This is a genomic window from Streptomyces sp. NPDC048331, assembly GCF_043201215.1.
In the GTDB taxonomy this organism is placed as follows: Bacteria; Actinomycetota; Actinomycetes; order Streptomycetales; family Streptomycetaceae; genus Streptomyces.
In genome coordinates, this window is sequence record NZ_JBICYT010000005.1 from 384,666 (window position 1) to 402,834 (window position 18,169).

19 protein-coding genes and 1 tRNA gene are annotated in these 18,169 nt (G+C 72.5%); 11 read left to right on the forward strand and 9 right to left on the reverse strand.

Features of this window, described 5'->3' with window-relative positions:
- Positions 1-43: 43 nt before the first annotated feature.
- A complete protein-coding gene (locus ACGFYY_RS11695; RefSeq protein WP_150261838.1) occupies positions 44-577 on the reverse strand; it encodes a universal stress protein in 534 nt (177 codons plus the stop codon).
- Positions 578-900: 323 nt separating this feature from the next.
- Here ACGFYY_RS11695 and ACGFYY_RS11700 point away from each other — a divergent pair, with 323 nt between their 5' ends.
- From ACGFYY_RS11700 to ACGFYY_RS11715, 4 genes are all read left to right on the forward strand, one after another.
- On the forward strand, positions 901-1,344 hold the full coding sequence (locus ACGFYY_RS11700) for a hypothetical protein (protein WP_393708492.1): 444 nt from the start codon (positions 901-903) through the stop codon (positions 1,342-1,344).
- Between the two features lie 376 nt (positions 1,345-1,720).
- Positions 1,721-2,896, forward strand: a complete 1,176-nt coding sequence (locus tag ACGFYY_RS11705; RefSeq protein WP_033222383.1) for a helix-turn-helix domain-containing protein — start codon at positions 1,721-1,723, stop codon at positions 2,894-2,896.
- A gap of 104 nt (positions 2,897-3,000) precedes the next feature.
- The gene (gene orn, locus ACGFYY_RS11710) at positions 3,001-3,603 is read left to right on the forward strand and encodes an oligoribonuclease (protein WP_393708495.1); all 603 of its coding nucleotides are present in this window, start codon (positions 3,001-3,003) and stop codon (positions 3,601-3,603) included.
- Positions 3,604-3,699: 96 nt separating this feature from the next.
- A tRNA-His gene (locus ACGFYY_RS11715) sits at positions 3,700-3,772 on the forward strand.
- A gap of 46 nt (positions 3,773-3,818) precedes the next feature.
- Here ACGFYY_RS11715 and ACGFYY_RS11720 read toward each other — a convergent pair.
- Positions 3,819-4,844 (reverse strand): LacI family DNA-binding transcriptional regulator, encoded by a 1,026-nt coding sequence (locus tag ACGFYY_RS11720; RefSeq protein ID WP_393708497.1) that lies wholly within the window; start codon positions 4,842-4,844, stop codon positions 3,819-3,821.
- Between the two features lie 177 nt (positions 4,845-5,021).
- Between ACGFYY_RS11720 and ACGFYY_RS11725 the strand changes: the two genes are divergently transcribed.
- The 5 genes from ACGFYY_RS11725 to ACGFYY_RS11745 all read left to right on the forward strand — a co-directional run bounded on the left by ACGFYY_RS11725 (position 5,022) and on the right by ACGFYY_RS11745 (position 10,764).
- The gene (locus tag ACGFYY_RS11725) at positions 5,022-6,302 is read left to right on the forward strand and encodes an extracellular solute-binding protein (RefSeq protein WP_393708499.1); all 1,281 of its coding nucleotides are present in this window, start codon (positions 5,022-5,024) and stop codon (positions 6,300-6,302) included.
- Positions 6,303-6,309: 7 nt separating this feature from the next.
- Positions 6,310-7,302 (forward strand): carbohydrate ABC transporter permease, encoded by a 993-nt coding sequence (locus ACGFYY_RS11730; RefSeq protein ID WP_393708501.1) that lies wholly within the window; start codon positions 6,310-6,312, stop codon positions 7,300-7,302.
- On the forward strand, positions 7,302-8,126 hold the full coding sequence (locus ACGFYY_RS11735) for a carbohydrate ABC transporter permease (protein ID WP_365266985.1): 825 nt from the start codon (positions 7,302-7,304) through the stop codon (positions 8,124-8,126). Before ACGFYY_RS11730 ends, ACGFYY_RS11735 begins: the two co-directional genes overlap by 1 nt.
- Positions 8,123-9,595, forward strand: coding sequence for a GH1 family beta-glucosidase (locus tag ACGFYY_RS11740; protein WP_393708504.1), 1,473 nt, complete (start codon positions 8,123-8,125; stop codon positions 9,593-9,595). Before ACGFYY_RS11735 ends, ACGFYY_RS11740 begins: the two co-directional genes overlap by 4 nt.
- 143 nt (positions 9,596-9,738) lie before the next feature.
- Positions 9,739-10,764, forward strand: coding sequence for a hypothetical protein (locus tag ACGFYY_RS11745; RefSeq protein WP_393708506.1), 1,026 nt, complete (start codon positions 9,739-9,741; stop codon positions 10,762-10,764).
- A gap of 24 nt (positions 10,765-10,788) precedes the next feature.
- Here ACGFYY_RS11745 and ACGFYY_RS11750 read toward each other — a convergent pair whose 3' ends face one another.
- The 5 genes from ACGFYY_RS11750 to ACGFYY_RS11770 all read right to left on the reverse strand — a co-directional run bounded on the left by ACGFYY_RS11750 (position 10,789) and on the right by ACGFYY_RS11770 (position 14,148).
- A complete protein-coding gene (locus ACGFYY_RS11750) occupies positions 10,789-11,082 on the reverse strand; it encodes a hypothetical protein (RefSeq protein WP_365266990.1) in 294 nt (97 codons plus the stop codon).
- A gap of 114 nt (positions 11,083-11,196) precedes the next feature.
- The gene (locus ACGFYY_RS11755) at positions 11,197-11,850 is read right to left on the reverse strand and encodes a disulfide bond formation protein B (RefSeq protein WP_393708509.1); all 654 of its coding nucleotides are present in this window, start codon (positions 11,848-11,850) and stop codon (positions 11,197-11,199) included.
- A 2-nt stretch (positions 11,851-11,852) separates the two neighbouring features.
- Positions 11,853-12,017, reverse strand: a complete 165-nt coding sequence (locus ACGFYY_RS11760; RefSeq protein ID WP_167745558.1) for a DUF5993 family protein — start codon at positions 12,015-12,017, stop codon at positions 11,853-11,855.
- 27 nt (positions 12,018-12,044) lie between these two features.
- On the reverse strand, positions 12,045-13,451 hold the full coding sequence (locus ACGFYY_RS11765) for a HAMP domain-containing sensor histidine kinase (protein ID WP_365266994.1): 1,407 nt from the start codon (positions 13,449-13,451) through the stop codon (positions 12,045-12,047).
- A 7-nt stretch (positions 13,452-13,458) separates the two neighbouring features.
- Positions 13,459-14,148: a response regulator transcription factor gene (locus ACGFYY_RS11770; protein ID WP_030161684.1), complete on the reverse strand. Its 690-nt coding sequence runs from the start codon at positions 14,146-14,148 to the stop codon at positions 13,459-13,461.
- 79 nt (positions 14,149-14,227) lie between these two features.
- Between ACGFYY_RS11770 and ACGFYY_RS11775 the strand changes: the two genes are divergently transcribed.
- Positions 14,228-14,788 (forward strand): hypothetical protein, encoded by a 561-nt coding sequence (locus ACGFYY_RS11775; RefSeq protein WP_393708513.1) that lies wholly within the window; start codon positions 14,228-14,230, stop codon positions 14,786-14,788.
- A gap of 18 nt (positions 14,789-14,806) precedes the next feature.
- Here ACGFYY_RS11775 and ACGFYY_RS11780 read toward each other — a convergent pair whose 3' ends face one another.
- Both ACGFYY_RS11780 and ACGFYY_RS11785 read right to left on the reverse strand, forming a co-directional pair.
- A complete protein-coding gene (locus ACGFYY_RS11780) occupies positions 14,807-15,685 on the reverse strand; it encodes a spermidine synthase (RefSeq protein ID WP_393708515.1) in 879 nt (292 codons plus the stop codon).
- 45 nt (positions 15,686-15,730) lie between these two features.
- Positions 15,731-16,132 (reverse strand): hypothetical protein, encoded by a 402-nt coding sequence (locus tag ACGFYY_RS11785; RefSeq protein WP_393708517.1) that lies wholly within the window; start codon positions 16,130-16,132, stop codon positions 15,731-15,733.
- Positions 16,133-16,374: 242 nt separating this feature from the next.
- On the opposite strand from ACGFYY_RS11785, the gene ACGFYY_RS11790 reads away from it, so the two are divergent.
- Positions 16,375-17,694, forward strand: coding sequence for a tetratricopeptide repeat protein (locus ACGFYY_RS11790; RefSeq protein ID WP_393708519.1), 1,320 nt, complete (start codon positions 16,375-16,377; stop codon positions 17,692-17,694).
- Positions 17,695-18,169: the final 475 nt, after the last annotated feature.

Sequence of the window (18,169 nt, forward strand, 5' to 3'; positions counted from 1 at the left end):
ATCGGCGCCGCGAGGGCCCCGATCACGCCGGGGCGGGGAACGATCAAGGAATGACGACGACCGGTCGCTGTGCGCGCTTGGCCAGTCGGCCCGCGACCGACCCGAAGATCCGACCCACGATGCCGTGCGTGGAGCCGACCACGATGGCGTCGGCCGAATACTCCCGGCCGACCTCCTCCAGCTCATGGCAGATGTCACCACCACGCTCGACCAGGATCCACGGCACTTCGGCCAAGTAGTCCGCGCAGGCGAGTTCCAGCCCGAGCACCTCGGTGCGGTGGTCCGGCACGTCGACGAAGACGGGCGGCTCGCAGCCGGCCCACACCGTGGTGGGTAGCCGGTTGGCGACATGGACGATGATCAGACCGGATCCGGAGCGACGGGCCATGCCGATCGCATAGGCGAGCGCACGCTCACTGGAGGTGGATCCGTCGAATCCCACAACGACCCCGTGCCGGAAGGCCGGATCGCAGTGCACGCGTGTCTGTTCCACCGCGCGCAGATCGGCGGCCGACGAGGGGTCGACGACGCGTTTGCGCTTGCGGTCCGCGGGTTCGGAGAATTCGTGACCGGCCATGGGTGTCTCGGCGAAGAGGTCCTTGGAGGAAGCAACAGGGGCGAAATCGGCGACGCAGTGTGACGGAGCTCTGTCCGGGAAGCATCTTCCCAAGCCCATACCCACCAGGGTACGGCGACACTCCTGTCCTGCACAGGGCATGCCGCCCTTGGAGAGCGTCCCAGGGAGCATGCCGGAGCGAGCGCGCCTTGGCAATGACCACTGCCCCCTACAGCCAGTGACGACAACGGCCATCGCCACCCGATGGCGCAGTGACCGAGCCCCGCCGCCGGGCGTTGGGACATGCGTCCGACCTTCAGGTAAGAGCCCGCAGGGAGTACGCCGTGCCCGGTCATCCGGTTCACCCCGTCCAGCCAGCTCAGCCGACGCAGTCCGTCCGGTCCCTCCAGAACGCCGACCCCGCCCCGCACTTCACGCCGTCCGCCCGCTCCGCCCTTCACCCGTCCGTGCGTTCCGCCGGACACCCCCATGACGACCCCGCGGGTGACGTCGTGCGCTGGGCGGCCTTCAGCTGCCTGCTCGTCCCCGTGGTGCTCGTCGTCTACGGGACCTCCTACGGCGGGGCCGCCGTCGCCACCCTCGGCCTGCTCGCCGTCACGGCCGCGTGCCGGATCCTGCTGCGCCACTCGGAGAAGACCCAGCGGGCCGCGGCGCGCGTGCGGGCGGACGAGTCCCTTCCGCCCGCCCACCGCGGCCGGCACTCACGCGCCGGCACCGGGAACCGCCGCGGTTGCCGGGGCTCCGGGCCCGCCTCCCCGCAGGACTGACTCATTCGCACACCCACACACGCATGTTTTCAGCCAACTTCCCGGCAGGGTGCCCTCCTTGCCGGAATGTCCCACCGTCCCCCTCACCACCAGCGACGACAGACCTCGGGGGGCGTTCCGGCCCTACAGGTACTGGCCATGGCCGGGGACCACGCTTCCCGTTCGGGTAGCGGAGTGGAACGCTTACTGATCGAATGCTTTTCGCCAAGTTGAGAAGTCGACATAGCGCTGCGTGCTGAACTTGTCACGCCGACACCACGGGACGCAGTAGATTCGATCATGTATTTACGGCGGGGGATCCACGTGCAAGGCCGAGGGGAAACGTGCAGGTGCGACCAGACCAAGGAGTCGCGACACCCAAGGGGGGCTTAGCGCCATGAGCCAGGATTCCACCGCCGTCGTCACAGCAGACGCCGGCCGGAAGCTCGCGGGGCGTCGCCGCAGGGAGATCGTCGCGGTGCTGCTCTTCAGCGGCGGACCGATCTTCGAGAGCTCCATTCCACTTTCCGTGTTCGGCATTGACCGGCAGGACGCGGGAGTTCCACGCTATCGATTGCTCGTGTGCGCCGGTGAGGACGGTCCGCTCAGGACCACCGGCGGGCTCGAACTGACCGCGCCGTACGGGTTGGAGGCGATCGCCCGGGCAGGAACGGTCGTCGTTCCCGCCTGGCGCTCCATCACATCACCGCCACCTCCGGAGGCGCTCGACGCACTGCGTCTGGCGCACGAGGAGGGGGCCCGGATCGTCGGACTGTGCACGGGAGCCTTCGTGCTCGCCGCCGCCGGTCTGCTGGACGGCCGGCCCGCGACGACGCACTGGATGTACGCGCCGACGCTGGCCAAGCGGTACCCGTCCGTCCATGTCGATCCGCGCGAACTGTTCGTCGACGACGGCGACGTGCTCACGTCCGCCGGCACGGCGGCCGGAATCGACCTGTGCCTGCACATCGTGCGCACGGACCACGGCAGCGAGGCGGCCGGGGCCCTGGCCCGCAGGCTCGTCGTGCCGCCGCGCCGGACCGGCGGCCAGGAACGCTATCTCGACAGGTCGCTGCCGGAGGAGATCGGCGCCGACCCGCTGGCCGAGGTCGTCGCCTGGGCACTGGAACACCTCCACGAGCAGTTCGACGTGGAGACGCTGGCCGCCCGCGCCTACATGAGCAGGCGCACCTTCGACCGGCGGTTCCGCTCGCTCACCGGCAGCGCCCCGCTCCAGTGGCTGATCACCCAGCGGGTGCTCCAGGCCCAGCGGCTGCTGGAGACCTCCGACTACTCGGTCGACGAGGTCGCCGGGCGCTGCGGGTTCCGCTCGCCGGTCGCCCTGCGGGGTCACTTCCGGCGGCAGCTGGGGTCCTCCCCGGCCGCCTACCGCTCCGCCTACCGGGCGCGCCGGCCGCAGGCCGACGTGGCACAGGTGGCCGAGATCAACGCGGGCCCGGTTCCGCACCAGCGCACTCCGCAGCCCCACCGGGCGGCGGCGGCTCTGGCCGCGTCGGGACCCACGGTGACGGAGCTCTACGCCCCGGGCCGGGTCATGCGGGAACACGCCTGACCGCAGGCTGAGTACGACGCAGAGGGTCCTCCATCGGCCACCGCCGGTGGGGGACCTTCCGCATATGCGGTCCGCGCCCCGGGGGACCGCATAAGGTGGGACACATGAACGATCGCATGGTGTGGATCGACTGCGAGATGACCGGGCTCTCGTTGACGGACGACGCACTTATCGAGGTGGCCGCACTGGTCACCGACTCGGAGCTCAACGTGCTCGGCGAAGGCGTGGACATCGTGATCCGCCCGCCGGACGCCGCCCTGGAGACCATGCCCGACGTGGTCCGCGAGATGCACACCGCCTCCGGCCTGCTCGACGAGCTGGCCGGCGGGACCACCCTCGCGGATGCCGAGGCCCAGGTCCTGGCCTACGTACGGGAGCACGTGAAGGAACCCCGCAAGGCGCCGCTCTGCGGAAACTCGGTCGGCACCGACCGCGGCTTCCTGCTGCGCGACATGGCCGCGCTGGAGAGCTACCTGCACTACCGGATCGTGGACGTGTCCTCGGTCAAGGAGCTCGCGCGCCGCTGGTACCCGCGGGCGTACTTCAACAGCCCGCCGAAGAACGGCAACCACCGGGCGCTGGCGGACATCAAGGACTCCATCACCGAGCTGCGCTACTACCGGGAGGCGGTCTTCGTACCGCAGCCCGGGCCCGACTCGGACACGGCCCGCGGCATCGCCGCGAAGCACGTGGCGCCGGACGCGTAGTACCTCCCGGAGAGGGGGCACGGGAAAGGGGGGAGCGAGCACCCTCCCGGACCCTGTACCCTTTTCTTCGGCCGGTCGGTTTTCCGACCGGACATGGTGGGTGTAGCTCAGTTGGTAGAGCACCTGGTTGTGGTCCAGGTGGCCGCGGGTTCAAGTCCCGTCACTCACCCTGCGGGAAGGCCCCGATCGCGAAGCGATCGGGGCCTTCCGCATTCCTAGGACGACTCCCGGACCACCAGCCGGTTCGGCAGCACGGCGGCCGCCTCGCCCGCCTCCCCCGCGATCCTGCCCAGCAGCATCCGCGTCATGGTCCGGCCCATCTCCTCGATCGGCTGCCGGACGCTGGTCAGCGGCGGGTCCATGTGCCGGGCCACCACCGAGTCGTCGAAGCCGACCAGCGCCACGTCCCCCGGAATCCGGCGGCCGGCCGCGCGCAGCTCCCGCCGGGCGCCCGCCGCCATGACGTCCGAGGCGGCGAAGACCGCGTCGAGCCCGGGGTGGCGCTCCAGCAGCTCGCGCATGGCCCGCCGGCCGCCCTCCTCGGTGAAGTCGCCGACCGCGATCAGCAGCTCGTCGACCGGACGACCGGCGGCCGCCAGGGCCTGCCGGTAGCCGTCGAGGCGGCACTGGGCCCCGTACACGTCCAACGGGCCGGTGATCGTGGCGATCGTGCGCCGACCCCGGTCGAGGAGGTGGCGTACCGCCTCGGCGGCGCCCGCCAGGTTGTCGGAGTCCACGCAGGGCAGGGTCTCGGCGGCGGACCGGCGCCCGCTGATCACCGTCGGGATGCCCAGCTCGGCCAACAGCTCCGGCAGCGGGTCCCCGGCGTGGACCGAGACGAGCAGCACCCCGTCGACGCGGTGCCCGGACAGGTACTGGGCGAGCCTTCGGCGCTCCCGGTCGCTGCCCGCCAGGGTGAGGACGAGCTGGACCTCGGTGTCGGCGAGTTCGGCGCCGACCCCGCGGACCACTTCGGAGAAGTACGGCTCGGCGAAGAAGCGGGCCTCGGGTTCGGGGATCACCAGGGCGATGGCGTCCGTGCGGTTGGCCGCGAGGGCCCGCGCGGCGCGGTTCGGTACGTACCCCAGCTCGGCCACGGCCGCCTCGACGGCGACCCTCGTGTGCTCGCTGACCTTGGAGGATCCGTTGATCACCCGGGAGACCGTGCCGCGCCCGACTCCGGCGCGCGCCGCGACCTCCTCCAGGGTCGGTCGTCCCCCACTGCGCCCGTGCCCGTTCATGACTTCCTCCCGGTTGTGAATCTACCTCTTGACGACTGTGGGAGCGCTCCCACACTGTGTCACACGACACCTGGCACGTTCCGTCCTTCAGGGAGGAAGCCCATGAGCGTCCGAACCCGAGCTCGAGCCCGAAGAACCCTCCTCACGACCGTCACCACGCTCGGGGCGGCAGCCCTGTTGCTCGCGGGGTGCGCCCAGGACCCCGAGGAGGACACCGGCAAGGGCGCCCCGACCTCCGGCACCTCCGGCGGCGGTGACCGGACCACCCTCACCGTCGGCGTCTTCGGGGCCTTCGGCCTCAAGGAGGCGGGGCTCTACGACGAGTACATGGCGCAGAATCCCGGGATCCGCATCGAGCAGACCTCCATCGAGCGGAACGAGAACTACTACCCGCAGCTCCTCACCCACCTGGGCACGGGCAGCGGGCTCGCCGACATCCAGGCGGTCGAGGTCAACAACATCGCCGAGATCACCGCCACCCAGGCCGACAAGCTGGTGGACCTGGCCAAGGCCCCCGGCGTGGACAAGGCCGCGTACCTGCCCTGGAAGTGGGCCCAGGGCACGGCGAGCGCGGCCAGGGGCGGGGCCACGGTCGGCCTCGGTACGGACATCGGCCCGCAGGGCATCTGCTACCGCAAGGACCTCTTCGAGGCGGCCGGGCTGCCCTCCGACCGGACGGCGGTCGGGGCGCTGTGGGCGGGCGACTGGAACAAGTACCTGGAGGCGGGCCGGACGTACAAGGCCAAGGCCGGCGAGGGGAAGGCCTTCGTCGACTCGGCGTCGGGTGTGATGGCGGCGGTGACCGGCAGCAGCGCCCAGCGGTTCTACGACGACCAGGGCAAGGTCGTCTACAAGACCAACCCGGCGGTGCGCGGGGCCTTCGACCTGGCGGCCTCCTTCGCCACCGACGGGCTGAGCGCCAAACTGCAGCAGTTCACCCCGGCCTGGGACCAGGGCTTCTCCAACGGCAGCTTCGCCACCATCTCCTGCCCGGCCTGGATGCTCGGCTACATCCAGGACAAGGCGGGCCCGGCGGGCAAGGACAAGTGGGACGTGGCGCAGGCACCGAAACCCAGCAACTGGGGCGGGTCCTTCCTGGTGGTGCCCAAGGCGGGCAAGCAGGCCCAGGAGGCCGCGAAGTTGGCGGCCTGGCTGACGGCCCCGGCGCAGCAGGCGAAGCTCTTCGAGAAGCGGGGCAGTTTCCCGAGCGCGAGCGCCGCCTACAAGCTGCCGACCGTGTCGGGCGCGCAGCACGCGTACTTCGGCGGCGCCCCGATCGGCGAGATCTTCGCGAAGGCGGCGGAGGGCGTGCCGGTGGCGGCGGTCGGACCGAAGGACCTGGTGATCGCCCAGAACCTGGCGGACATCGGGATGCTCCAGGTCGACCAGAAGGGCCGCAGCCCGCAGGAGGGCTGGGAGGCCGCGGTGAAGGCGATCGACAACGCCTTGGACCAGTGAGGCACCGGTGACGGACGAGACGGTTGTCCTGTCCCCTTCCGCCGTCGGCCCGGAACGGCCGGCGGCGGAAGGGGGCGGCCGGAGCCGGCCGGGCCAGGTGTGGCGCTCGCGCCGCTACCGCTGGGACCTGCGCTGGAGCCCGTACGCCTTCGTGGCGCCCTTCTTCCTCTTCTTCGCCGCTTTCGGGCTGTTCCCGCTGCTCTACACGGGTTGGGCCTCGCTGCACCAGGTGGAGCTGACCGATCCCGACAGCATGACGTGGGTGGGGCTGCGCAACTTCACCCGGCTGTGGGACGACGAGTTCTTCTGGAACGCGCTGCGCAACACGGTGACCATCGGGCTGCTGTCCACGGTGCCGCAGCTGGCGATCGCGCTGGGCCTGGCCCATCTGCTCAACTACCGGCTGCGGGGCTCCGCCTTCTTCCGGGTCGCGGTGCTCACCCCGTACGCGACCTCGGTGGCGGCGGCAACGCTCGTCTTCGTCCTGCTCTTCGGGCGGGACTACGGAATGGTCAACTGGGCGCTTTCGGCGGTCGGTTTCGATGCCGTCGACTGGCAGAACGGCTCCTTCGCGCCCCAGTTCGCGGTCTCCACCATCGTGATCTGGCGGTGGACCGGCTACAACGCGCTGATCTACCTGGCGGCCATGCAGGCCGTACCGGCCGAGCTGTACGAGTCCGCCGCGCTGGACGGGGCCTCGCGCTTCCAGCAGTTCCTCCACGTCACCGTGCCCTCGCTACGGCCGACGATCTTCTTCACCTGTGTGGTGTCGACGATCGGGGCGACCCAGCTGTTCGGCGAGCCGCTGCTGTTCAACGGCGCGGCGGGCGCGACGGGCGGCTCGGACCACCAGTTCCAGACGCTCGGGCTGTACCTGTACGAGCAGGGCTGGGTGAACCTGCACCTCGGGCGGGCCTCGGCGATCGCGTGGGCGATGTTCCTGATCCTGCTGCTGATCGCCGGGGCGGCGCGGCTGCTGCGCGGACGGAAGGACTCCTGATGAGGGCACTGCGCGCGGGCCGGCTCACGTACGTGGTGCTGGCCCTGTTCACGGCCGGGTCGCTCTTCCCCCTCCTGTGGACGGCGATCGCGGCCTCCCGCAGCAACACGCGCCTCGCGCAGACCCCGCCGCCGTTCTGGTTCGGCGGGAACCTGGGACGCAACCTCCAGGTCGCGTGGACCGACGCCAACATGGGGACGGCCCTGCTGAACACCGTGATCGTGGCGGGCACGGTCGCGGCGGGCACGGTGTTCTTCTCCACCCTCGCCGGGTTCGCCTTCGCCAAGCTCCGCTTCCGCGGCAGCAAGCCGCTGCTGGCGCTGGTGATCGCGACGATGCTGATCCCGCCGCAGCTGAGCGTGGTGCCGCTGTACATGCTGATCGCGAAGCTGTCCTGGACCGACCGGCTCCAGGCGGTGATCCTGCCGACCCTGGTGGGCGCGTTCGGGGTGTTCTTCATGCGCCAGTACCTGGTGCACGCGCTGCCGATGGAGCTGGTGGAGGCGGCGCGCACGGACGGGGCCAGTTCGCTGCGGATCCTGTGGCACGTGGTGTTTCCGGCAGCCCGGCCCGCGATGGCGGTGCTGGGGATGCTGACCTTCGTCATGGCCTGGAACGACTTCTTCTGGCCGATCGTCGCGCTGACGCAGAACGGCAGCCCGACGGTGCAGGTGGCCCTGACCGGGCTGGGCCGGGGTTACATCCCCGACCAGTCGGTGATCATGGCGGGTGCGCTGCTGGGCACGCTCCCGCTGCTGCTGGTGTTCCTCGTCTTCGGCCGGCAGATCGTCGGCGGCATCATGCAAGGAGCTGTGAAGGGATGACCCACCTCCCGACGAACACGACCACGGACCCGACCACGGGCACGGACCCGACCACGGGCACGGACCCCACCACGGGCACGGCCACGGACACCGGTGCGCGGGAACTGCGGTTCCCCGACGGGTTCCTGTGGGGGACGGCCACGGCGGCCTTCCAGATCGAGGGCGCGGCGAGCCTGCGCGGACCGTCCATCTGGGACACCTTCTGCCGTACGCCGGGCAAGGTGCACGGCGGTGACACGGGCGACGTGGCCGTCGACCACCACCGGCTGTGGCGGGAGGACGTCCGCCTGATGGCCTCGCTCGGGCTCGGCGCCTACCGGTTCTCGGTGTCCTGGCCGCGGGTCCTCGCCGGCGGGATCGGCTTCTACGACGCGCTGGTCGACGAGCTGCTCTCGTACGGGATCCGGCCCTGCGTGACCCTGTACCACTGGGACCTGCCGCAGGAGCTGGAGAGCGCGGGCGGCTGGCCCGAGCGGGAGACGGCCTACGCCTTCGCCCGGTACGCCGAGCAGGTCGCGGGGGCGCTGGCCGACCGGGTGGAGCTGTGGACCACCCTCAACGAGCCCTGGTGCAGCGCCTTCCTCGGCTACGCCTCGGGGGTGCACGCCCCCGGTCGCACCTCCCCCGCCGACTCGCTGCGCGCGGCGCACCACCTCAACCTGGCCCACGGGCTGGCCGCGGCGACCCTGCCGGCCGGGGCCAGGGCCGGTATCGCGCTCAACCCCAGCGCGGTACGGCCGCTGACCGGCTCGGCGGCCGACGCGGACGCGGCCCGCCGGATCGACGCGCTGGCCAACCGGGTCTTCACCGGCCCGCTGCTGCACGGGGCCTACCCGCAGGACCTGCTCGCGGACACCGCCGCCGTGACGGACTGGTCCTTCGTCCGCCACGGTGACGAGGCGCTGATCCACCAGCCGCCGGACTTCCTGGGGGTGAACTACTACACGCCGGCGGTGGTCTCCGCCTCCTCCGACGGGGCCGGTCCGCGCGCCGACGGGCACGGGGCCACCGCCCACTCCCCCTGGCCCGCGGCGGAGTCGGTCGCGTTCCACCAACCGCCGGGCGAGCAGACCGACATGGGCTGGTCGATCGACCCCACCGGCCTGTACGACCTGCTGATGCGCTTCACCAAGGAGGCTCCCGGGCTGCCGCTGCTGGTCACCGAGAACGGCGCGGCGTACGCCCCGGACCTGCACGACCCGCAACGCATCGGCTACCTGGAGGCCCACCTCGCGTCCGTCCACCGCGCCTTGGCGGACGGCGCCCCGGTGGAGGGCTACTTCCTCTGGTCGCTGATGGACAACTTCGAGTGGTCCTACGGGTACAGCAAGCGCTTCGGCATCGTGCAGGTCGACTACGAGACCCAGGCCCGCACCCCCCGCTCCAGCGCCCACTGGTACGCCCGCCTGGCCCGTAAGGGGAGCTTCCTCACCTACGGGGACGAGACCGGCCTGGAGGGGATGGGGTAGAAATCCTGGACGACCCCCGACGGAAGGCCGGGGCCGAGCGGGTCGCCCGGTCCGCGAACGGGCGGGGCGCTCGGCCCAGGATCCGCCGCACGGCGGGGCTCGGCTCGACTTCGGCGGGCAGGGGTTCGCCGAGGATCCCGAGGGTGCCCTCCACGACCGGCTCGGGCATGATGGCCTCGCCGAGGACCCCGCCACCGGAGACGACGATGACGATGCGGACGAGTGGCGGCTCCGGCCGCACCACGCCCCCGCGCCCCTTGGACGTGGAGTCCCTCTTCCCTGGCCTGGCCGCCCACCGCCGCACCGCGACCCGGCTGCACCCGCGCCCCGGCACGCCCGGCCCGCGCGACAGCCACGTAGGAGGGCCGATGCTGTGGCCGGCCGACGAACCCTGGCCGGTGTGCGCCGGCCCGCACCGGCGCGCTCCCGGACCGGAACCGCTGCCGCTCGTCGCCCTGGCCCAGCTCCACGCCCGGGACGTGCCGGACCTGCCGGCCGGCCCGGACGGCTGCGATCTGCTCCAGGTGTTCTGGTGCCCCTTCGACGCCCACGGGCCCACCGGATACGGCATGTACACGCATCTGCGGTGGCGCCGGGCGGCCGAGGTCCGGGTGCCCGCGACCGAGCGACCGGCGCCGGGAGCCGTCGGCTTCGACGGGTACCTGCCCGAGCCGTGCGTGCTGCACCCCGAGCGGATCACCGAGTACCCGTACATCGAGCTGCTCACCGGGGAGCTGGGAGCGGCGGTCGACGCGTGGGAGGAGGCCCAGGAGGAGGCCCTGGCGGAGGCCCAGGACGAGGCCGCCCTGGCGCGGACCGCCCGGCAGATCGCGGAAGGGCCGGACCACCACGGTGAGGAGGACGACGACGAGCCCTGGCTGCCGACCTACGAGTGCGACCTGTCCGTCGCCCCCGGCTGGAAGGTCGGTGGGCACGCCGCCTGGAACCTCACCGGGCCCGGGACCATGGACTGCGCGGCCTGCGGGTGCCCGATGGAGCTGCTGCTGACCGTCGCGACGAACGAGTGGCACGCGGACCGCAAGAGCTGGATCCCGCTGGAGGACGGACCGATGAGCCCGACCGGGGTCGTCGTCGGGAACCACGGCAAGCTCAACCTTTTCGCCTGCCCCCGGGACCCGTCCCACCCGCACCGCTTCAGTGTCCAGTGAGGCCGATCAGGTCCCGACGGCCGGTCAGCTCCCCATGGCCGCCAGGCCCCTCGCCAGCTCCTCGGCGTTCATCACCGGAGCGACCTCGACCTCGGCGTTGAACTGCAGGAACAGGTCCTCCATCAGCCGCGGCATCTGCGCGCTGTCCTGCAGGTCGAAGACCATCCAGCAGGAGCGCACGCCCTCGTGCAGGCCGAAGTAGGCGGCCTCCGGCTTCACCCTCTCCATCAGCTTCTTGATCGCCTGGGGCATGGCCCCGGTCTTGATGCCGTCGTTGGTGGCGACCGTGTCCATGTGCGCCCTGAGCATGACTCTCATGCCTGGCTCCTTCCGTCACCGCCACCCTCCGCGCGGGCCGGGGGCGCGGCAACATATGCGCCCCCGACCGGGCGGCCCGGTCGGCCGGTCGGCCGGTCGGCCCGGTCGGCCCGGTCAGTTCAGGAACCCCAGGTCGGAGAAGAACCGGTACCGGTTCGGGGCGTCCGGGAGGAACCAGTGGAAGCCCTCCTCCAGGAAGACCGCCAGCAGGTCCACCGCGATGACCATGCCCAGGAACCACAGCGCGCACATGCCCGCCGTGCGCAGCGCCCCCGGCCGGACCGCCGGGACGGCACGGTCGGCCGTCACGTGGGCGAAGGCCAGGGCGACGCCGACGCCGACCACGGAGAGCTGGAAGAGGATCCACGCCCACACGTACAGGTGCAGGCCGAACACCTCGCTCCCGTACCCCTTGGCCCCCGGCAGGATGTGCAGCGTGGTCTGCCTCCAGGACGCGAAGGAGCCACCGATCGCCGCGACCAGGGACATCCCCCAGCCCGTCATGTAGACGCGGGCGGTCACCGTGCCGCTGATCAGCGCCGCGCGGATGATGTACGCCGCGCCCAGGGCCGCCAGCACCATGAACATCCGCTGCGCGACGCACAGCGGGCACGGGATCTGGCCCAGTCCGAACTGGTGGTAGAGGCCGCCCAGGACGACACAGGTCCAGCCGAAGGCGAAGAAGCAGGCGAACCAGTACTGGGCCCGGCCCAGCAGGCCGCTCTCCGGCGGGGCGTCCGGGACGAGGCTGTGCATCGTCGCGGCCATGGTCAGTAGCTCAGCTTCAGCGCGAGACCGCTGGTGATGTGGTGGGCCGTCAGCAGGGTGACGGCGATCAGCACCGCCCACCACGCACCGAGCACGACCGTCCGGGACGCGCCCCGGTACAGGGCGACCAGCGTGGCGAGGAGCCCGCCGAAGATGAGGGTGTCCATGCCGCGGACCGTACCGAGACGGCGACATCACACCTGCGAGGCGCGCCCCCGGTTACGTCGGTTGCCGCGTCGGCCGCGCCCGGCACGCCCCGCGCCGGGGCCGCCGAGGGTCCGGCCGTCCAGGCCGATCCAGACCCGGACCTCCGTCCCGCCGAGCACCGAGCGCCCCAGCCGCACGTCGCCACCGGTCGACTCCGCGACCCGCCGCACGATGTCCAGGCCGAGGCCCGTCGACCCGTCACGACCGCCGTCGTTGCCGCGGCGCAGGGCCGCGTCCGGGTCGGCGATGCCGGGACCGGCGTCCGAGACGAGCACGATGACCGCGTCGGAGGCGTCGTGGACGTCCACCGAGAAGGGGGTGCCTTCGGGCGTGTGCCGGAAGACGTTGCCGAGCATGGCGTCGAGGGCGGCGGCCAGTTCGGGCCGCGCCACGGGAATCCGTACCGTACGGTCCACGCCCGCGCACCGCACCTCGCGGCCCTCGTCCTCCGCGAGCGCCGACCAGAAGGCCATCCGGTCGCGGATCACCTCGGAGGCGTCGCAGCCCGCGCCCGCGCCGGATCCCGGACCGGTCGCCGGGCGCTGTTCCCGCGCGGTACGGATGATGGTGTCGACCTCGCGCTCCAGCTGCTCGACGGCGGCCCGGGTCTGTTCGGCGGCCGGCCCGTCGCCGAGCGAGGCCGTGTTGAGCCGCAGCACGGTCAGCGGGGTCCGCAGCCGGTGCGAGAGGTCGGCGGCCAGTTCCCGCTCGTTGGCGAGGAGCTCGACGACCTGGTCCGCCATGGCGTTGAACGCGGCGGCCGCCGAGCGGAGTTCCTTCGGCCCGTCCTCGGGCACCCGGGCGCCGAGCCTGCCCTCGCCGAGCTGGTGGGCCGCGTCCGCGAGCCGTTCGGCCGGCCGGACCAGTCTGGCGCCGAGCCGGTCGGCGACCCCGACCGAGCCGACGATCAGGGCCAGCCCGACGCCCGCGAGCACCAGCCAGGCGGTCGCGACGCCGTTGCTGACCTCGCTCTCCGGTACGAAGATCTCCACCACCGCGATGTCCCCGGACCCGAGGGCGGTCGGCTGGAGCAGCGCCGAGCCGCCGCCCGCGACCTTGGCCGTCGTGGCCCGCCCCATCCGCCGGGTCTCCGCGACGGCGCGCTCCCCGGCCCGGCCCCGGCCGATGTCCACGGGCGGGCTGTCGCCGATGGCGGGCACGTGGACGGCCATCCGCCGGGCGGCGCCCATCTGGGTGGACTCCACGGCCTTCTGCAGTTGCACGGGGTCGGTGGTGATGGACAGCGTCGGCCCGATGCTGGCGGCCTGCCGCTCGGCGTTGGAGAAGGCCCGGTCGCTGGCCATCTCCTGGACGACGAGGCCGAGGGGGACGGCGAAGGCCACGACCACCATGGCCGTGACCGCGAGGCACACCTTGACCAGGGCCCATCTCATCGCGGCATCACTGCGGTGGCTCCAGCTTCACGCCGACCCCGCGCAGCGTGTGCAGGTAGCGCGGGCGGGCGGCGGTCTCGCCGAGCTTGCGGCGCAGCCAGGACAGGTGGACGTCGATGGTCTGGTCGTCGCCGTACGACTGCTGCCAGACCTCGGCGAGCAGTTCCCGCCGGGCCACGACCACCCCGGGCCGCCCGGCGAGGAAGGCCAGCAGGTCGAACTCCCGACGGGTGAGGTCCAGTACGGCCCCGTCCAGCTCGGCCTGGCGGCGCAGCGGGTCGATGGCGAGCCCACCGACGCGCAGGACGCGCGAGGGCGGCTCGGCCCCGGCGGCGGCCCGGGCGCGGCGCAGGACGGCGGACATCCGGGCGGAGAGGTGCTCCACCGAGAAGGGTTTGGTCAGGTAGTCGTCGGCGCCGTCGTTGAGCAGCCGGACGATCTCCGCCTCGTCGTCGCGCGCGGTGGCGATGATCACGGGTACGTCGGTGATGCCGCGCAGCATCTTGAGCGCCTCGGACCCGTCCAGGTCGGGCAGTCCGAGGTCGAGGATGACCACGTCGAAGCGGTGGTGCGCGACCTCGCGCAGGGCCTCCAGGGCCGTGCCGACGCTCCGCACGGTGTGCGAGGCCTCGGTCAGGTGCCGGATCAGGGCGGAACGTACGAACTGGTCGTCCTCGACCACGAGCACACTTGCCATGGCCCGCACGGTAGTCCATCCGGGCGACTCAGCGGGGTGTCGGGCCACTCTTGTGGCGGGTGGTGCAGTATGTGCCTTGATGCGACGAGGACTTCTGCATGCCATGGCCTGGATGCTGGCGACCGGCGCGGCGGTGACGCTGTCGTGGTGGGGCGTCCACACCGTCATGTCGGGAACGGCCTACGATCCCCCGCTCGCGGTGCCCCTGACCACGCATCCCCTGTCCTCGTCGACGCACGGCGCGCAGGGGTCTCCCTCCCCCTCGGAGTCCGCGTCCCCGTCGCCCTCCGGGTCGCCCACGCCGGAGGCGTCGCCGACCGCCGGGGCCTCCCCGGGGCAGTCCCCGAAGCCGTCGGCCACCCCGAACCCGTACCAGCGGGCGGACGGCCAGGGTTCGGGGGGCCAGGGGGCGGCCGCGGGCAAGGTACAGGCCTATCCCGTGTCCGGCGGCCGGGTCGTCTTCTCCCTGGGCGCCTCCTCCGCCGAGCTGGTCTCGGCCACGCCGGCGGCCGGGTGGCGGATGCAGGTGTGGAAGACGGACTTCTGGATCCGGGTCACCTTCACCCTGGACGGCCGCGAGGTGTCGGTCTTCTGCACCTGGCACGACCACCCGCCGCAGGTGGAGATCGTCGACCCCTGACGGCGGACGCGACACGCCCTAGCGGAAGACGGAGGGCGGCGGCTGCGGCGAGGCCACCGCGGAGGCGTCCGCGACCGGGGCCGCGCCGCCCGCGAAGTCCGCGAGGGCCCGGCCGTGCTCGACCCGGCCCGGATGCGGGTCGCTCGCGACGCGGCGGGTGAATTCGGCGACGGGCAGTTCGCGGTCGGCGGCCACCAGGACGGCGTTGCCGAACCGTTTCCCCCGCCACACCACCGGATCCGCGGCCAGCGCCAGCTCCGTGAACCGGGACGCGGCCGTCGCGATCTGGCTCCGCAGATGCGTCAGCGGCGGACCGTCCGCCAGATTGGCGACGTACCACCCGGTGGGCGCCAGCGCCCGGCGTACGTCGTCCAGGAACTCGGTGCTCGTCAGGTGTGCCGGGGTGCGCGCCCCGCTGAACACGTCCGCGATCACCAGGTCCGCCCAGCCGTCCGGTATCTTCGCCAGGCCCGCCCGCGCGTCCACCGCCCGGACCCGGACCCGCGCCTGCGGATCCAGCGGCAGGTGCTCCCGTACGAAGGCCACCAGAGCGGCGTCGATCTCCACCACCTGCTGGGTGGAGCGCGGGCGGGAGGCGGCCGTGTACCGGGCGAGGGTGAAGGCCCCGCCGCCCAGGTGCACCACGTTCAAGGGCTGCCGGGCGGGCGCGACGAGATCGATCAGGTGGCCGATCCGCCGCTGGTACGCGAAGTCCAGGTACCCGGGATCGTCCAGGTCCACGTGCGACTGCGGGGCCCCGTCGATCAACAGGGTCCAGGCGCCGGACCGCTCCCGGTCCGGCTCCAGCTCCGCCCGACCGCCGTCCACCTGCCCGACGACCGCCTCGGCGCCGCCGCGACCGCGCTGCTTGCCCTTGTTCCTGTCCTTGCCTGCCACCACCCCATTGTGACGGGCACCGGCGCACGACCCGGCCCGCGCAGGTCAGCGGCAGTTGTCCGCGGCCTCGATCAGCCGGGCCGCCTCGCCCAGCGCCGCACGCAGCACGTCCGGATCCGTGACCGGCCCGACGGCCTCCGGCGGCAGCAGCCAGCCCGTGGCGCCCGCGGTGGGCGAGGCGGCGTCGCCGAAGCGCACGCCGCGCCCGTCGGTCTGCGTACACGCACTGCCCGGCAGGTCCCACGCGTCGGCGGTGCCGGACGGGACGAGGAAACCGAGGGTGTCGCCGGACCCGTCGTGCAGAACCGGCCCGACCCCACCGGCCTGGCTGGCCGCGCGGCGGATGATGTCCACCGCCTCCAACCCCTGCCGCGCGGGAACGGTCACCAGGTCCAGGTCCGGGGCCGCACCGGGCTCGGACGCGGTACTCGTTCCAGTGCTCTCCATGCCGCCCTCCACCAAGGGAACCCCTCCTCGATCCGTATCCGCATGGGTTCAACGCACGGGAACGTCAACGGGTGCGGTGGCAAGACGCCGCAAAGGATGGCAGTTCATGGCGGATCGTGGGTGAGATATCCGTTTTGTAGGCAAACATCGTGTGAACACCCCGTCACTGGGGGTACGTTCATGCGCGCCGGACCCCCGTCACCATCACCGGTGCTGCGTTCCTTGCCAGAGAGGTCACGTCCATGGCGGCGTCCCCCCACTCACCCAACTCCACGTTCCGGCGGCTGCGCGGGCAGCACTCCCCGGCCGAGTTCGCGGCCCTGGTGCGCCGGGCCGCGAAGGAAATCGGAGAAACGGTTTCCTGCGACGCGCGCTACATCGGCCGGGTCGAGTCCGGCGAGATCCGCTGCCCCAACTACGCCTACGAGCGGGTCTTCCTCCACATGTTCCCCGGCCACACCCTGGCCGATCTGGGCTTCTCCCCGCGCGAGAGCGTCCGCGGCCGCTCGGGCCGGCGCACCCCCCTCTCCCTCCCCCTCCACCGATCCCCTTCCAGTGCCAAGGAGAGCGACGTGCTGCGTCGCGCGTTCATGGCGGGCGGCTCCGCGACCGTGGCGGCCGCGACGCTCAGCCTCACCCTGCTCGGCGACACCCGCCGACTCCCCTCCCGCGCCGGCGAGTCCGAGGCCGCCGCCGTCGAGGACGCCGTCCGCCAGATCCGCCTGCTGGACGACCGGCACGGCGCCGACGCCCTCTACCGGCGGGCCGCCGAACCGCTGCGCACCGCCTACGCACTGCTCGACGCGGGAGCCACCCGACAGTCCACCGAGGACCGGTTGCACTCGGGTGCCGGTGAACTGGCTGTATCGGTCGGCTGGTTGGCCCACGACTCGGGCCGCTTCGACGACGCCCGCTCGCACTACGCGGAGGCCCTGGCGACGGCCCGGGTCGCGCGGGACGCGGGCCTGGAGGCTCACGCCTTCAGCAACATGGCCTTCCTGGCCCGGGACTGCGGCCGCTCCCGCGAAGCGGTACGCGCCGCCCAGGCGGGCCACCGCGCCGCCCGCGCCCTCGGCTCCCCGCGGCTGCTGTCGCTGCTCGCGCTACGGGAGGCGGGCGGCTGGGCGGGCCTGGCCGACCGCAAGGCCTGCGAGGAGTCGCTGACCCGGGCGCACACGGAGTTCTCCCGCGGCGAGTCGGACGCCGACCCCGAGTGGATGTCCTTCTTCGGACAGGCGGAACTGGAATCCCTGGAGGCACGCTGCTGGTCGGCGCTGGGCGAGCACGCCCGCGCGGCCCGGCACGCCCGCCGCGCCGCCGACCTCCAAGACCCGCACTTCGCCCGCAACGTGGCCCTCTACACCGCCGAACTGGCCGGCGACCTGGCCCGAGCGGGGGCCCCCGACGAGGCCGCCTGGGCGGGGGGCCGCGTCCTGGACCTCCTGACCGAGGTCCAGTCCACCCGCATCCGCTCGATGCTGGCGGAAACGGCCGCCACCCTCATCCCCCACCAACGCTCCCCCCGAGTCTCGACGTTCCTGACCCGCCAGGGGGTGGTGTGACCTTGCCCCTGCGGTGTCCCCTGCGGGGTGCTCGGCGGTGTGCGGTACGGCTCGGGCTGCGCCTCAAACGCCGGCGGGGCTGGTGGTGTGGGTCGGGGCCCCGCAGGAGGGTCTCCTCGGCGGTGTCCCCTGCGGGGTGCTCGGCGGTGTGCGGTACGACTTGGGCTGCGCCCGGGGCCGCGCCTCAAACGCCGGCGGGGCTGGTGGTGTGGGCCGGGGCCCCGCAGGAGGGTCTCCTCGGCGGTGTCCCCTGCGGGGTGCTCGGCGGTGTGCGGTACGGCTCGGGCTGCGCCCGGGGCCGCGCCTCAAACGCCGGCGGGGCTGGTGGTGTGGGCCGGGGCCCCGCAGGAGGGTCTCCTCGGCTCGGCGCGTGCTGCCTCGTCCCGGCAAGACGGCCCAGGTCGCGCCTCGTCCTGCGGGGACCCTCCTCCGTGTCCCCGCCCCACGGGCGACTTCGACCGCCACGGGCCGAAGG

Bases quoted from the DNA above. Each gene is read 5' to 3' on its own strand.
- ACGFYY_RS11760 (WP_167745558.1), bottom strand. From the start codon at position 12,017: ATGGACACCCTCATCTTCGGCGGGCTCCTCGCCACGCTGGTCGCCCTG.
- ACGFYY_RS11705 (WP_033222383.1), top strand. From the start codon at position 1,721: ATGAGCCAGGATTCCACCGCCGTCGTCACAGCAGACGCCGGCCGGAAG.
- ACGFYY_RS11735 (WP_365266985.1), top strand. From the start codon at position 7,302: ATGAGGGCACTGCGCGCGGGCCGGCTCACGTACGTGGTGCTGGCCCTG.
- ACGFYY_RS11750 (WP_365266990.1), bottom strand. From the start codon at position 11,082: ATGAGAGTCATGCTCAGGGCGCACATGGACACGGTCGCCACCAACGAC.
- ACGFYY_RS11790 (WP_393708519.1), top strand. From the start codon at position 16,375: ATGGCGGCGTCCCCCCACTCACCCAACTCCACGTTCCGGCGGCTGCGC.
- ACGFYY_RS11755 (WP_393708509.1), bottom strand. From the start codon at position 11,850: ATGGCCGCGACGATGCACAGCCTCGTCCCGGACGCCCCGCCGGAGAGC.
- orn (WP_393708495.1), top strand. From the start codon at position 3,001: ATGAACGATCGCATGGTGTGGATCGACTGCGAGATGACCGGGCTCTCG.
- ACGFYY_RS11775 (WP_393708513.1), top strand. From the start codon at position 14,228: ATGCGACGAGGACTTCTGCATGCCATGGCCTGGATGCTGGCGACCGGC.
- ACGFYY_RS11740 (WP_393708504.1), top strand. From the start codon at position 8,123: ATGACCCACCTCCCGACGAACACGACCACGGACCCGACCACGGGCACG.
- ACGFYY_RS11720 (WP_393708497.1), bottom strand. From the start codon at position 4,844: ATGAACGGGCACGGGCGCAGTGGGGGACGACCGACCCTGGAGGAGGTC.
- ACGFYY_RS11785 (WP_393708517.1), bottom strand. From the start codon at position 16,132: ATGGAGAGCACTGGAACGAGTACCGCGTCCGAGCCCGGTGCGGCCCCG.
- ACGFYY_RS11765 (WP_365266994.1), bottom strand. From the start codon at position 13,451: ATGAGATGGGCCCTGGTCAAGGTGTGCCTCGCGGTCACGGCCATGGTG.
- ACGFYY_RS11695 (WP_150261838.1), bottom strand. From the start codon at position 577: ATGGCCGGTCACGAATTCTCCGAACCCGCGGACCGCAAGCGCAAACGC.
- ACGFYY_RS11770 (WP_030161684.1), bottom strand. From the start codon at position 14,148: ATGGCAAGTGTGCTCGTGGTCGAGGACGACCAGTTCGTACGTTCCGCC.